Below are 14,074 nucleotides of genomic sequence, written 5' to 3'. Positions count from 1 at the left end.
CAATTATTCTGATTAATTAAATGTATACCTTAAACCAAGTTGAGCCTGGAAACGTGAACCCTGACCGCTATCATTAATAAATGATTTGGTTACCGGGATTAAGTTTGTTTTATCAAGGTATGGGAACGAGTATTGTGCACGACCTGTTGCAGGGTCAATACCTTTATAGCTCAACACTGTTGTGCTACCGCTCGCAAAACCATTAAATGAATCTGAGTATAAACCTAAGTTTTTATCAATCAGGTTAGTAAAGTTGATAATGTCGAATGATATGGTAACTGTGTTTCTTGTTTTACCTGCTTTAACAAAAAAGTCTTGTGCAAAGTGCAAATCTGCTCTTTGGAAATAAGGTAAAATAACACCGTTACGCTGTGCAAACTGACCTTTATGCGAAGAAAGGTATGGATCCTGGTTAATGAAGTTACTTAACTGCGTGTAAATTTGCGAAGGTGTACGCGGGTCAGCAGCAAAATCTTTCACTAACTCAATATCACCTGAGTTTCTTGGGATATACATCAAATCGTTAGTAGCACCGTCATTGTTAGGGTCGCCGCTGGTTACGTATGATACAACACCACTGTTAGCATCTTCAAATATTAAACCTATGGTAGTTGCAGTATGCTGAAAGTATTCTTTCTTGTAAGCAATTGATGCAATAATACGGTTAGGCTGTATGTAACTTGAGTTTGACAGGTTGTTTCCGTTAGGATCGCCTGCTACATAACGTGAGCTCCAGATAGTTGATGCAGTTGAACCACCATCATTAACATCTCTTGAACCGCTATGGGTATAAGCTACGTTAAAATAGAATCCATTGCTAAAGCTTTTTTGTAACTGACCGGTAACAAAGTACGAATCGCCTTTGTTGGTGTTAGTTAAATAATACAAACCGGTAATTGAAGGGTTTGCTGCTGTAGCTGCTGCTGCTGAAGGTGTAGTGTTTTTTGAATTGTAACGAATTTGTCCCTCAGTACCCGGTATAGTATAGTATCCATTTGATAATACTAAGTTTTGGGTATAAATGGCGTGCAGATCTTTAGTGTATGAACCTTCAATAGTAGCAACGATGCCACCAGGGAATTTATGGTCAATAGCTAAGTTAGACCTGAAGATAGTAGGGTATTTTAAATGCGGATCGGTTATATCTAACTCGTATGATGTATTTGGTACGCCCTGGCCGGCAGCCGGATGATTTGCATTTACATTAGGGTTAAACACTAATTGACCGTTTTGAGCAGCTGTATTTGATGCCGCTCCTTTTGTGATAGAGTATGATCCGAACAATACACCATTATTTGATGCCTGGTTTGAGATCCATACAAATGGAACTGTACCTGAGAACAAGCCTGTACCACCACGAACCTGTGTAGTTTGGTCGCCGGCTACATCCCAGTTAAAGCCTAAACGTGGCGATACCTGGATCCTGTTTGCAGGTAACTTTGAAGGATCAACATGTGTGTTGTTCTGGAAAGTTAATGAAGGTACGTTAGCGTTTTGCGGTAATGAACTTGGGAACACGTCATAATCAGCCCTTACACCATAAGTGATTTTAAGGTTGTCTGTAACGTTGTATTTATCCTGTACATATAAGCTGTAAATCGAAGCTTTGATAGTTGCATAAGGAAAAGCGCCGCTTTGCAATGCAGAATAACGGCTGGCATAAGTTTGAGCCGGTAAACCGTTCAAAAAGTCTGATGCTGAGTTGTATACGTAAACACCATTGTAGTTTGGCGCAAAACCATTTTTATAGCTTTGAATCTGGTCGCTTGTACCAATAGTTATCTCGTGTTTACCTTTGTATATGGTTAAGTCATCGCTGAACTGACCAATGTTGGTATATAAAATATTACCTGCGGTAAACAGCTCATAACCAAAAGTAGTTAAAGTAGCATTTGACGGGGTAATGATTTTACCTGTAGCATCAGTTGTTCCGTTACCAATATCAACCAAAGGAACGCTGTTAGAAGGGCCTAAAGAGGCACGGTAATCACGCAGTGCTGAGTAACCTGCAGTTAACCTGTTTGAGATGCTGCTGCTGATACGGGTATCTAACTCAATAATACCAATGTTAAAGTTGTTGTTGATACGGTAGCCTGAACCATAAAACGGCAAGGTAGTTACACTTGGAGCCCTTGAGCCAAAGTTTGAGATACCTGAGTTTGAGTTACTGGCCGGGTGATCTCCGTAAGATTTTAAGTAAAAATACTTAGCACTTAAGGTATTGTTTTTGTCAATGTTCCAGTCAATTTTTACAGTTGCTTTATTGCTGTAGGTATCATAGTTATATCCCTGGTAAGCACCCGGGTCATAATTGTATTTCGACTTTAAGAAAGCAGAAATTGAGTTAAGGGTTGCAGCATCAGCCTGTGAAACTGTTGCGCCGCTTATACCCGGTGCAGAAGCTACATAAGTTGTAGCCGGCTGGCTTATACGCTCTTCCTCGCCTGATATAAAGAAGAATAATTTATTTTTGATGATAGGGCCACCCAAACTTGCACCAACCTGGTGGTAAGTAAACGGTGTTACAGCTACAGCAGTAGGCCCTGCATTGTAACCGGTAAGGTGTGTACTGCGTAAGTAATCATAAACAGTACCTTTAATAGTGTTGGTACCTGATTTTACTACAGTGTTAACACCGGCACCAGTAAAGTTACCCTGCCTAACGTCAAAAGGAGCAACATCAACCTGTATCTGGTCAATCGCATCTAATGAAATTGGCTGTGAGTTGGTTTGACCACCTAATGTGCTTGATAAACCAAAAGAGTTGTTAAACAAAGCACCGTCAACAGTTAAGTTGTTAAACAAGTTGCTACGACCGCCAAAGCTTAAGCCGTTTGCTGATGGTGTTAGTTTTGTAAAATCGCTCAATGAACGGTTTAAAGTAGGTAAAGCATCAATCTGTGAGCGGGTTATTGTTTCGCGGGCACCGGTACGTGATGAGTTGATCACCTTACCTTGTGTGCCTTTAATAACAACTTCGCCTAAGGCAGTTGTATTATCCTGAAGTTTAACATCCAAACGCTGATCCTGGCCGATAGACAAGGTTAGGTTTTCCTGAACGTAATCTTTATAACCTATAAAGGTTACTTTAAATGTGTACGGACCACCTACCCTTAAGTTAGGTAAGTTAAAGCGTCCATCCGTACGGGTTACAGTTGAGTACACAGACCCCGTAGGCAGGTGTGTAATGGTAACGGTTGCTCCGGGTATACCGCCTTTGGCATCGGAAACGATACCGTTAACGCTGGCTGTGGTTACACCCTGGGCTGATACATTTTTACTGATAAAAAATGTGATCCCGGTTAGTAAAATAAAAAGTAAAAACTTCCTCATACATTCCTTTTTTAGTTAAACATTTAATAGTTAAATAATTTTGGGCAAATATAGAGATTCAACTAATCGCCAATGTTAAGTTAATATTAATAATTATTAGGTATTTATCAACATTTAGTAATAATAACATAAAAGAATTAAAGCTATTTGCGCTTTAAGTATGAATTTTGCAAAAAGATTGTTAAATAAATATTACCATACTTTATAAATCATTGTGACGTTGTGCTTACCATTATCCGGATGTGTTAATTTTACCATTTGGCACCTTTTGTTTAGCTTTGGCATAAATTTTCAGGCATTGCTTGGTACGGCAAATAACCGGAACATAAAAACAGCGGTTACGTTAAAGGGCGAAGCTTAAAGATTGCTGATAAACAAAATGTAAACAGCGATCATTCACTTTTAAAATATTATTATCAAATATGAACTACGATTTAATTGTTATTGGTTCTGGTCCGGGTGGCTATGTAGCTGCTATCCGTGCCTCACAATTGGGTTTAAAAACTGCAATAGTTGAAAAAGAATCACTTGGGGGCATTTGTTTAAACTGGGGTTGTATCCCAACCAAAGCATTAATAAAAAGTGCTGAAGTATTTGAATACATTAACCATGCTGCTGATTATGGCATTAAGGTAGGTGAAAGCGAAGTTGACTTTGAAGCAATGGTAAAAAGAAGCCGCGGCGTTGCCGATGGTATGAGCAAAGGCGTGCAGTTTTTAATGCGTAAAAACAAAATTGACGTTATTGCAGGCTTTGGTAAACTTAAAGATAAAAGTACAGTACAGGTAACTGCCGCCAGTGGCGAAGTAAAAGAAGTTACTGCTAAAAATATAATTATTGCAACAGGTGGCCGCTCGCGCGAGTTACCAAACCTTAAGCAGGATGGTGTAAAGGTTATTGGTTACCGCCAGGCAATGGTATTACCAAAAAAACCGGCATCAATGATCGTTGTTGGATCGGGCGCTATAGGTATTGAGTTTGCTTATGTATATAATACCATAGGTACCAAAGTTACCGTGGTTGAGTATTTAGACAATATTGTACCGCTTGAGGACGAAGAAGTTTCAAAACAATTAGCCCGCACGCTAAAAAAACAGGGTATCACTATTATGACAGGTTCAAACGTTGAATCGGTTGATAGCAGTGGCGACCTTTGTAAAGTGCAGATAAAAACAGCTACCGGTACCGAGGTATTAGAGGCTGAGATCGTATTATCGGCTGTTGGTATTTCAACCAACCTTGAAGGACTCGGACTCGAAGAAAACGGTGTGATCACCGAAAGAGGCAAAGTTATAGTTGACGATTTTTACCGAACCAATGTTGAAGGTGTTTATGCCATTGGTGATATTGTTAAAGGCCAGGCCCTTGCACACGTTGCATCAGCCGAAGGTATTATCTGCGTCGAAAAAATTGCAGGTTTAAACCCTCATCCGCTTGATTATAACAACATCCCGGGCTGTACCTATTGCTCGCCTGAGGTTGCATCTGTTGGTTATACCGAAAAAGCAGCTAAAGAAGCGGGTTATGAAATTAAGGTCGGTAAGTTTCCTTTTTCAGCATCAGGTAAAGCAAGTGCTGCCGGTGCTAAAGATGGCTTTGTGAAACTGATATTTGATGCCAAATACGGCGAATTTTTAGGCGCCCACATGATTGGCCATAACGTTACTGAAATGATTGCCGAAGTGGTTACTGCGCGCAAGCTTGAGGCTACTGGCCACGAGATCATTAAATCTGTACACCCGCACCCTACCATGAGTGAGGCTGTTATGGAAGCTGCCGCGGCAGCTTACGATGAAGTGATACACTTATAACATTAAGATAAAACTGTTAATCCCTGGATAATAGTGATAAACTATTATCCAGGGCTTTTTTGTTTTATTAAACCATCATTTTTGAGAAAAAGTCCCACAGGACTATTCCCGCCGAAACTACTATATTAAAGGAGTGCTTGGTTCCAAATTGCGGAATTTCGATACAGGCATCAATAGTTGCCATAACCTCTTCGCTTACCCCGTTTACTTCGTTACCAAATATCAGGGCATATTTTTTACCGTCGGCAGGCACAAACTCATGCAGCATAATACTGTTTTCGGCCTGTTCAACGGCTATTATAATATAACCAGCGTTACGCAGCTCTTCAACCGCCAGTAAGGTATCGGCATAATACTTCCAGTTGATGGATTGTGTTGCACCTAATGCGGTTTTTTCTATCTCGCGGTGCGGAGGGCAGGCGGTAATGCCACAAAGGCAAAGCTGCTCAACTGCAAACCCATCCGAGGTGCGGAAGAGCGAGCCAATGTTATGCATGCTGCGCACATTATCAAGCACAACAGCAACCGGGAATTTTTGCTGTGATTTAAATTCAGCTACCGAAACCCGGTTCAACTCATCAAGTTTTAATTTTCTGATCATCGCCCCCAAAGGAACAAATTTTATCTTTATCCCTTGCCTTTTAAAGTGTCATCGGTAGCAAAAGCAGCCAACAGCCCTACCCCATTTCCTATTAATGAGCTATAAACCGATGGTGCATAACCAATTTTATGGGTGTAATAATCAATCATTTTTTCGCTGAAATCATCAAAGGCACTTTCCTTTACCAATGCTATACCGCAGCCGCCAAAGCCAGCCCCCGTCATCCGGGCCCCTGCTACATTTGCATCGGTTTTACTGTATTCGGCTATTGTATCTAATTCTTTGCCGCTCACTTCGTACAAATCGCGCAACGAATCGTGCGATGCATACATCAGCCTGCCAAATTCGGCCAGGTTATTACTGCTCAGAGCAACGGCGGCTAACTTAACGCGGTCGTTCTCTTCAATAACGTGTTTGGCACGTTTGTATATAATAGCATCGGTTATCAGGTGTTTATGCTGCTCAAAGGTAGCGGCATCAATATCGCAAAGGTATTGAATATCCAGTTCCTGCTGCAGGGCAGTTAAGGCAGCCTGGCATTCCTGCACACGTTCGTTATATTTTGATTCGGCAAGCTTACGGGGTTTGTTGGTATTTATAATGGCTAATATATAATCGCCTAAATTAGTATCAACAGCCTTGTAATCCAGGGTATCGCAGTTTAGCATCAGTGCTTTGTTCTTTTCGCCAAAGGCCACCGCAAACTGATCCATAATACCGCAGTTAACACCAATAAAGTTATTCTCTACAGATTTTGCCAGCTTAACCAAATCAAGTTTTGAGTAACCGCTGTCCATCAGGTCATTCAACGCAAAACCTGTAACCACTTCTATTGAAGCAGATGATGAAAGCCCTGAACCAATAGGTATATCGCCATAAAAAAGAAAGTCATACCCTTTTACCGGGTGGCCGTCCTTTAAAAATTGCTCAATAACACCTAAAGGGTAGTTGAACCAGCTTTCGCCGGTTTTTACATAATCGGCCTGAACAGGAATTTCAAGCGCATCTTCAAAATTCAAACTTTTAAAACGGAAAACATTGTCATTATTAGGAGATACCAACAGGTAAGTACCAAAAGTAATAGCACAGGGCATTACAAGGCCCCCGTTATAATCAATATGCTCGCCTATCAGGTTTACACGGCCTGGTGAAAAATAAGCATTGTGTGCATCCTTATTATACAATTTATTAAATTCCTGTTCAAGAAAGTATTTCATTAATTTGTAATTGATTATAAAAGCAAATATTGTAAAAAATGTCACATTTACAGTTATGATTTTTAATTTTCTTTAATGATAGATTGCCATGCAATTTACACAACAATAAATATGTTTGCCGCCGCAGAACAACCATAGCCCTGTAATTGTTAACCAATAAACTAAAAATAATTAAAAGATGAACCAATATTTGATAACAGCATACGATTTTACAGATCCCGAAGCCCTGCAACGCCGCATGAACATGCGTCCGCATCATTTAGATGGTGCCAAGGCATTAAAAGAAAGCGGCAACTATGTTTTAGGTGGCGCAATGCTTAGTGAAGATGGTAAAATGATGGGATCGGTAATGATTTTACAATTTGAAACTGAAGAGGCGCTTGAAGCCTGGAAACAGGGCGAGCCATACATAACCCAGGGGATCTGGGAATCTGTAGATGTAAAACCCTTTAAGGTAGCACAGGTTTAATACGATCAGCTTTACGGTGTTTTTAAACGCCGTAAAGCTGATACATATACTTATTTAGGCGATATACTATTCAGTTCGCTTATATCATCTTCGGCAAGTTCGAGCGAGAGTGCATTTACATTCTCTTCCAGGTGCTCAACACTTGAGGTACCGGGGATAAGTAAAATGTTATCCGAATGGTTAAGCAGCCAGTTGAGCGCCACCTGGTGTACGGTTGCATTGTGCTTATCGGCTATCTGTTTTAATTTATCCTGCACTGCAACGTTACCCCCATTAAGTGGAAACCAGGGTATAAAAACAATTTCGTGCGCTTTACAATACTGTAAAACATGCTCCCATTTGCGGTTATCAACGCTGTACATATTTTGTACAGTGGTAACTTCAAAAAAGTCCTGTGCTTTTTTAATGATGTCAACATCAACTTCCGACAGGCCTATGTGCTTGATCAACCCTTCTTCCTGCGCTTTTTGTAAAAACTCAAAGCTTTGCTCGGCAGGTACTATTGGATCAATCCGGTGTAACTGGTAAAGATCTATCTGGTCAAGCTTTAAGCGTTTTAAGCTGCCTTCCAATGCTTTTCTTAAATGATCGGGATGCGAATTTACAGGCCATTCATCAGGGCCGGTACGCAATAGGCCACCTTTGGTAGCAATAACCAAATCGGCTGGATAAGGATATAATGCCTCGGCTATTAACTCTTCTGAAATGTGCGGACCATAGCTATCAGCCGTATCAATAAAATTGATACCCAGCTCTACTGTTTTTTGTAAAACACTTATTGCTGCGGCTTCATCCTTCGGCGGGCCCCAAATACCTTTGCCTGTAATACGCATAGCACCATAACCCATCCGGTTAACGGTTAACTCGCCGCCTATTGTTAAAGTTTTTTGAAATGAAACTGGTGTGTTACTCATATCTGCTTGCTTTTTAATTAAAATATTAACGCCTGTTTAGGCTAATTGTTCTTAATCGGGTTGTTAAAAATGATACTCAGAATCAACCAATAGGGTAATTTGTCATATATTCGCCTAAAAAACAGGCTTGTATGAACGTTCAGAATTATAACCACCACTCCCGTTATGTAACCGGGTACCACTTTGTATTAAGTGCATTTTTAATTATAGGTACTATTTGCGCTTTTGTAAACATATGGCTGCAATATGCTGCACATTACGATATGCTGAACTCCATATTAATAGCCGTTCTATTTATCTGTGGCGTAATGTCATTCTATTATTTACGCCAGTTTCCCATAAGCGCACAAAACAGGGCTATCCGCGCAGAAGAAAGCTTAAGGCACTTTATACTTACGCACAAACCATTCGATAGCAGAATAACCATGCAGCATATTATTGCACTGCGTTTTGCACCCGATGATGAGTTTGTAGTATTGGCAGACAGGGCAGCTAAAGAAGGATTATCGCCTGATGAAATAAAAAAGGAGATCAAAAACTGGAGAGCTGATAATTACCGCATGTAAAAATCAAAATATAACCCAACAAAAAAGACGCTTATTTAAGGCGTCTTTTTTGTTTTATAGCTGTAAACAACTTAGTTCTGCACTTTTGGAGCATCCTGCACTACAGGTTTTACCGGTTGTGGTCTAACTTCGGGCCTTTTTTCGTTAACCTTTTTAGGCTGAACTATTATTGGCTGGCCCGGCCTCCCATTTTGCTGTTGCGGCTGTACCTGCGGCTGCTGTTGAGGTGCTTGCTGCTGCCTTTGAGGTTGCTGTTGCGGCTGTTGTTGCGGCGCTTGCTGTTGCCTTTGGGGTTGTTGTGGTTGCTGTTGTTGAGGCTGAGCAGTTGCCGGCCTGTTGTACATGGGCTGCCTGTTTATGATCTGCTGGTTTTGGTTAGGGTTCATTACCGGCCTGCCACCATTTTGCTGCTGATTTGGATTTTGACCACCTACAGGCTGTCCGTTTCCCTGCCTTGGGTTTTGCTGACCCTGGCCTTGTTGCGGAACCTGGTTTTGGTTATTGCCCTGCCCGTTACCCGGCCTGCCGTTTTGCTGCTGATTAGGGTTTTGTTGATTTCCCTGACCATTGCCCTGTGGGTTTTGATTTTGGTTATTGTTGTTGCCTTGTCCGTTATTATGGTTTTGTCCATTGTTACGGTCAGGGTTGGTTACCTGCCCATTGTTACCCTGTTGCGGGTTTTGATTTTGATTGTTATTGCCTTGTCCGTTATTATGGTTTTGCCCGTTGTTACGGTCAGGATTAGCTACCTGCCCATTATTACCCTGTTGCGGGTTTTGATTTTGGTTATTGTTACCGCCTTGTCCGTTATTATGGTTTTGTCCATTGTTACGATCAGGATTGGTTACCTGCCCATTATTACCCTGTTGCGGGTTTTGATTGTTATTGTTATTGCCTTGTCCGTTATTATGGTTTTGCCCATTATTACGGTCAGGGTTGGTTACCTGCCCGTTGTTGCCCTGTTGCGGGTTTTGATTTTGGTTATTACCACGCCCATTATTTTGTTGCTGGTTTGACCTGTGGTAATTGCCCTGCCCAAAGTTTATTACATTTTGTGGGATCGGCCTTTTATTACCATTGCCCTGGTTATTATTTTGGTTGATAACCGGGCGATAAACATTCAACTGGTTATTTGACAATGACTGGCCTGGCCTTGAAGTTTCATTTATCCTAACCTGCTGGATGCGGGTGTTTGTACGTCCTTCTACATCGTTCACTCTTGGGCCCCTGTTATAAATAAACGGGCGACCGCCGCCACTGGTACCACCATTGTTATAGGTATTATTAATTATAGTGGTGTTGTTTACAACGGTTACGTTATTTCTAACCACATAATTATTAATGTTAACCTGTGTAATATGTCTTGCCGGCACAAAGTTCCAGTCTTCGTTTCTTGGCCTCCAGCCGCCGCCAAGGCTCACTCCCGGCGGAACTGGTGCCCAGCCGTAATAATCGCCAGACTGGCCCCAGGTTACCCAGGCTGGTGCCCATTGCTGGCCCGGCATCCATAACCAGCCGTAATTGCCATCAAAAAACCAGTTACCGTAATGGAAAGGAGCCCAGCCCCAGCTGTAATTAGATACCCATGTCCAGCCGTAATCACTGTAAACCCAGTTACCATTGGTATCGTAGGGCCTAAAATCAGCATCAACATTTGGTTGCCATACATAACCATAGTTTGGGTAATCAATCCATTGGCCATAAGGGCTTAGTTCGTCATAAAAAACTTGGTCTGTTTGCGGCTGATCATTATAAGCCTGCTGCTGTTGCGGCTGATCCTGGTATACGGGCTGCGGTGTAGTACTGGTATATATAATTGGCGAACAGGATGCTAATAGTCCGGCTATTGGTAATCCTATGTAAAATATCTTTTTCATGATAAGGAGTGTTTAATAAGTATATAATATTTTCTATATACTTATGACAGCTGCAAAATTATTAAGTTTAATCAAACCTAATAATTATATTAATCAACAACAGCTATTACAATACATATTATAACTAACCCAATTATAAAACATATTGTTTCTTTGTTGTTTAATATTGTAAGCATATATCCTAACAAAAAAACAAATGGGAGTTGAAATTGAACGCAAGTTTTTGGTCGATCATAAAAAATGGGAACAGGTTACAAAACCCGAAGGCAATCATTTTCGCCAGGGATACCTGCTTGATGAAGATAACAGAACCATAAGAATACGCGTAACTGATAAAGAAGGCTTTATCACCATAAAAGGTGCTACAAAAGGAATTTCGCGGCTGGAGTTTGAGTACAGTATCCCTACAGATGAAGGCAATGCATTGTTAGATAACTTTGCGCTATCTGAATTAGACAAAACAAGATATTGCCTTGATTTTGAGGGTAAGCTTTGGGAAGTAGATGAGTTTGCCGGCGAAAATTCCGGTTTAATAATGGCCGAAATTGAACTGGAAAGTGAAGATGAAGAATTTACCCTCCCCCACTGGATCACTCATGAAGTAAGTGACGACGCACGGTATTACAACTCAAACCTTTCACGTAACCCTTTTAATGGCTGGGCAAAATGATCAGTTTATTGCTCTGAAAGGTTTGAAGCAACTTTCCCGAAGCAGTATACTAATAAAATGACCTTATTTATTCTGTGCATCCGGGTAATAAAAGCAGCAGATCGTTAACATTTTCATCGGCAACAGTTTTAACGTATTTATTACCCTGCGGGCACATTGCCGGGATCAGATAGTTTTTATTCCCGTACTGGTCTATAACATACGCCTCCCCATTACTCTCCTTTATCCAATCGTGTATTTCTGACCTGTCGGTTATGCCATTCACATTTATACGCTCATTTACCCATTCAAAATGGTCAATTGCGAGATAAGGGTTTGAATGATCCCCATCATCTTTTTTGATGCAGATTATGCGTACAGCCATTTAATAAAGTTTAGTTAACCAGGTATGGTAAAATTAAACCAATTACAGCTTTATCAACTCCGTATTATCACCCTTTTTTTTGCGTAAAACTACGTATGTACACACCCTGCAGTTGTCATTGCTGACATTTTTTGACCAGAAAAAATCAAACTTCAAGGCAACCATTTTCAATTTTGGCACGTGTTGATATAAAACAATATTATATTCTACAAACGCTAATAACATGAAAAAGAAATTCGTTTACCTGTCGCTGATCGTTTTATCAGGCATTATCCTGATCTATAGCTGCTCAACAAATACTGCGGTAAAACCTGTAGCCTCAGTTCCGGCGGCAACTGTCGCTATCCAGAACTTCGCTTTTGTACCTGATACCGTAAGGATCAAGGCAGGCTCATCAGTTACCTGGACAAACAAGGATAGCGCCCCGCATACCGCAACATCACTAACCAGTGTTTTTGACAGTGGCAGCTTATCAACCAATGGCACCTTTAACTTTGTGTTTTCAAATGCAGGTACCTATAGCTATCACTGCCTGATCCACTCAATGATGAAAACGGCTGTAGTTGTTGTAACTAATTAACTGGTTTTATAATTTTAATTAACGGACCTGTATTATTACAGGCCCGTTTTTTTTTGGAGAAATTATTTATTGCTGTTGCCCATAATACTTATAAAGTCATCAGTAGACCTGATATTGTCAAAATCAGCATCGTTAAGTGCGTATCTTTTAGGGTATCCACCATCAATACATTTTTTTAGATAAACGTAAGCCTGCTCATTTTTATTCATCAGAAAAAACAAACATGCCATATTGTAGTAATTAGCCATCATGGTATAAGAATCATTTGTACTGATCAGGCCGCTTTTCATTACTTCAACTGCTTTATCAGCATTGCCGGTATAATAAAGCGAAAAAGCATAATCCGCTGATCTTTTTGAGGTATCTAAAACAAGCACCTGCTTAAAATCATTTATGGCCAGTTCCTTATTCATCAATTTCATATATGCTCTACCCCGTTCCATATATGGTGACCAATCAGTCTTATTTAAAGTAATTGCCAATGTGCAATTGTCAACATCCTGCTTATATTGTTTTAAAAAATATTCATTATGGGCAATAGCACTGTAAATAGCTGCCTTAGCGGGTGAATTATCTTTATATACCTCTATTGCTTTTATAAAATCTGCATTGCTAAGCTCATAGTCGCCATTTTGGGCGTATGCATTTGCCCGGTTATAATAAACTGATTGTAAACCAGTGTTAAGACCTATAGCGGTCGATTCATCGGCTATTGCCTTAGCGTATTGTTGTAACCCCGTTTCCATAAGGGCGCGATCGTCATACAATCTAGCCAACGATTTAGGGTCATTCTTAAAATACTCAATAGCTTTGGTGTAGCCCTCATCAGCTAACTGGTAATCTCCATTTTCACGATAACAGGCCGCCCTATTCCAATAAGCAGCCTTATTATCCGGCCTTAGTTTAATGGCAAATGAAAAATCATTAATAGCTTCTAAGTTTTGTTTTAAGGCTCTCTTCATATTGCCGCGCTCTTCATATATTGTTGAAAGTAATTGTGCATTATTTTGAAAAGCATAGGCAGCTATATTTAGATCATTAATTGATAGCTGATATTTGCCCCATCTGCCATAAGCCTCGGCCCTGGTTAAATAAGCTGTGCCAAATTTAGGGCTCAATGAAATGGCGACAGAATCTGCATTAACTGAATTTTCATATTGCTGCAAACGGCTATAAGCCCTTGCCATATTATTAAATAAAACTGCTTTATGGTCGTTATCCAAGTTTAAATAAGGTATTGCACTTTTATAATCTTCAATAACCCTTCCGCTTTCATTAAGTTTTTCATAAGCTATTGCCCTGCTCACGTAAGTGTCTCCTAATTCAGGATAATATGAGATAGATAATGTATAATCACTAACTGCTTTTGTGTAGTGTTTCAATTGATATTCTGCACTGCCGCGTATTAGATAAATATGGGCTAAACCTAATTTATTAGTTTGTTTGGCACTTTTTATCGCCAGGTTACAGAACTCTATAGTACTCATACTCTGCTTAACCATGGCTAATGAATCGTTATGTATTTTAGTTTGTGTAAGTACCTGGGCAAAAACACTGCTTTTAAAAATTATAAGGATGGCCAGGATGGAATAAAGTTTCTTCATTTTTTGTGTAAGGGTTTAGTAAATTTATTATAGCAATAAAGCTATAAAATATTATCAGGATCAGTGAT

General features: G+C 40.2%; 12 protein-coding genes. 5 read left to right on the top strand and 7 right to left on the bottom strand.

Features of this window, described 5'->3' with window-relative positions; translation table 11 throughout:
• Positions 1-12 precede the first annotated feature (12 nt).
• Positions 13-3,333 (bottom strand): carboxypeptidase regulatory-like domain-containing protein, encoded by a 3,321-nt coding sequence (locus tag ACQY4U_RS10095; protein WP_428329270.1) that lies wholly within the window; start codon positions 3,331-3,333, stop codon positions 13-15.
• Positions 3,334-3,755: 422 nt separating this feature from the next.
• Between ACQY4U_RS10095 and lpdA the strand changes: the two genes are divergently transcribed.
• Positions 3,756-5,144: a dihydrolipoyl dehydrogenase gene (gene lpdA, locus ACQY4U_RS10090; protein WP_428329269.1), complete on the top strand. Its 1,389-nt coding sequence runs from the start codon at positions 3,756-3,758 to the stop codon at positions 5,142-5,144.
• Between the two features lie 67 nt (positions 5,145-5,211).
• On the opposite strand, the gene ACQY4U_RS10085 is transcribed toward lpdA, so the two are convergent.
• Together ACQY4U_RS10085 and ACQY4U_RS10080 are read right to left on the bottom strand one after the other, a co-directional pair.
• On the bottom strand, positions 5,212-5,742 hold the full coding sequence (locus ACQY4U_RS10085) for an RNA methyltransferase (protein WP_428329740.1): 531 nt from the start codon (positions 5,740-5,742) through the stop codon (positions 5,212-5,214).
• Between the two features lie 29 nt (positions 5,743-5,771).
• On the bottom strand, positions 5,772-6,962 hold the full coding sequence (locus ACQY4U_RS10080) for a galactokinase (RefSeq protein WP_428329268.1): 1,191 nt from the start codon (positions 6,960-6,962) through the stop codon (positions 5,772-5,774).
• Between the two features lie 178 nt (positions 6,963-7,140).
• Here ACQY4U_RS10080 and ACQY4U_RS10075 point away from each other — a divergent pair, with 178 nt between their 5' ends.
• Entirely contained in the window at positions 7,141-7,431 is a 291-nt protein-coding gene (locus ACQY4U_RS10075) for a YciI family protein (protein WP_428329267.1), read from the top strand.
• 50 nt (positions 7,432-7,481) lie between these two features.
• On the opposite strand, the gene ACQY4U_RS10070 is transcribed toward ACQY4U_RS10075, so the two are convergent.
• On the bottom strand, positions 7,482-8,345 hold the full coding sequence (locus ACQY4U_RS10070) for an aldo/keto reductase (RefSeq protein WP_428329266.1): 864 nt from the start codon (positions 8,343-8,345) through the stop codon (positions 7,482-7,484).
• Positions 8,346-8,476: 131 nt separating this feature from the next.
• Between ACQY4U_RS10070 and ACQY4U_RS10065 the strand changes: the two genes are divergently transcribed.
• Positions 8,477-8,911: a DUF6526 family protein gene (locus ACQY4U_RS10065; protein WP_428329265.1), complete on the top strand. Its 435-nt coding sequence runs from the start codon at positions 8,477-8,479 to the stop codon at positions 8,909-8,911.
• Positions 8,912-8,982: 71 nt separating this feature from the next.
• Here ACQY4U_RS10065 and ACQY4U_RS10060 read toward each other — a convergent pair whose 3' ends face one another.
• Entirely contained in the window at positions 8,983-10,788 is a 1,806-nt protein-coding gene (locus ACQY4U_RS10060; protein ID WP_428329264.1) for a DUF6600 domain-containing protein, read from the bottom strand.
• A 196-nt stretch (positions 10,789-10,984) separates the two neighbouring features.
• Here ACQY4U_RS10060 and ACQY4U_RS10055 point away from each other — a divergent pair, with 196 nt between their 5' ends.
• Positions 10,985-11,458: a CYTH domain-containing protein gene (locus tag ACQY4U_RS10055; RefSeq protein ID WP_428329263.1), complete on the top strand. Its 474-nt coding sequence runs from the start codon at positions 10,985-10,987 to the stop codon at positions 11,456-11,458.
• Between the two features lie 67 nt (positions 11,459-11,525).
• Here ACQY4U_RS10055 and ACQY4U_RS10050 read toward each other — a convergent pair whose 3' ends face one another.
• Positions 11,526-11,822: a DUF3892 domain-containing protein gene (locus ACQY4U_RS10050; RefSeq protein WP_428329262.1), complete on the bottom strand. Its 297-nt coding sequence runs from the start codon at positions 11,820-11,822 to the stop codon at positions 11,526-11,528.
• A 223-nt stretch (positions 11,823-12,045) separates the two neighbouring features.
• Here ACQY4U_RS10050 and ACQY4U_RS10045 point away from each other — a divergent pair, with 223 nt between their 5' ends.
• Positions 12,046-12,402, top strand: a complete 357-nt coding sequence (locus tag ACQY4U_RS10045) for a cupredoxin domain-containing protein (RefSeq protein WP_428329261.1) — start codon at positions 12,046-12,048, stop codon at positions 12,400-12,402.
• A 62-nt stretch (positions 12,403-12,464) separates the two neighbouring features.
• Here ACQY4U_RS10045 and ACQY4U_RS10040 read toward each other — a convergent pair whose 3' ends face one another.
• Positions 12,465-14,006, bottom strand: a complete 1,542-nt coding sequence (locus tag ACQY4U_RS10040; RefSeq protein WP_428329260.1) for a tetratricopeptide repeat protein — start codon at positions 14,004-14,006, stop codon at positions 12,465-12,467.
• Between the last annotated feature and the right edge of the window lie 68 nt (positions 14,007-14,074).

Source organism: Mucilaginibacter sp., from assembly GCF_965277465.1.
GTDB lineage: Bacteria > Bacteroidota > Bacteroidia > Sphingobacteriales > Sphingobacteriaceae > Mucilaginibacter.
The sequence above is the reverse complement of the archived record's forward strand: the minus strand, read 5'-3'. Positions and strand labels throughout refer to the sequence as shown.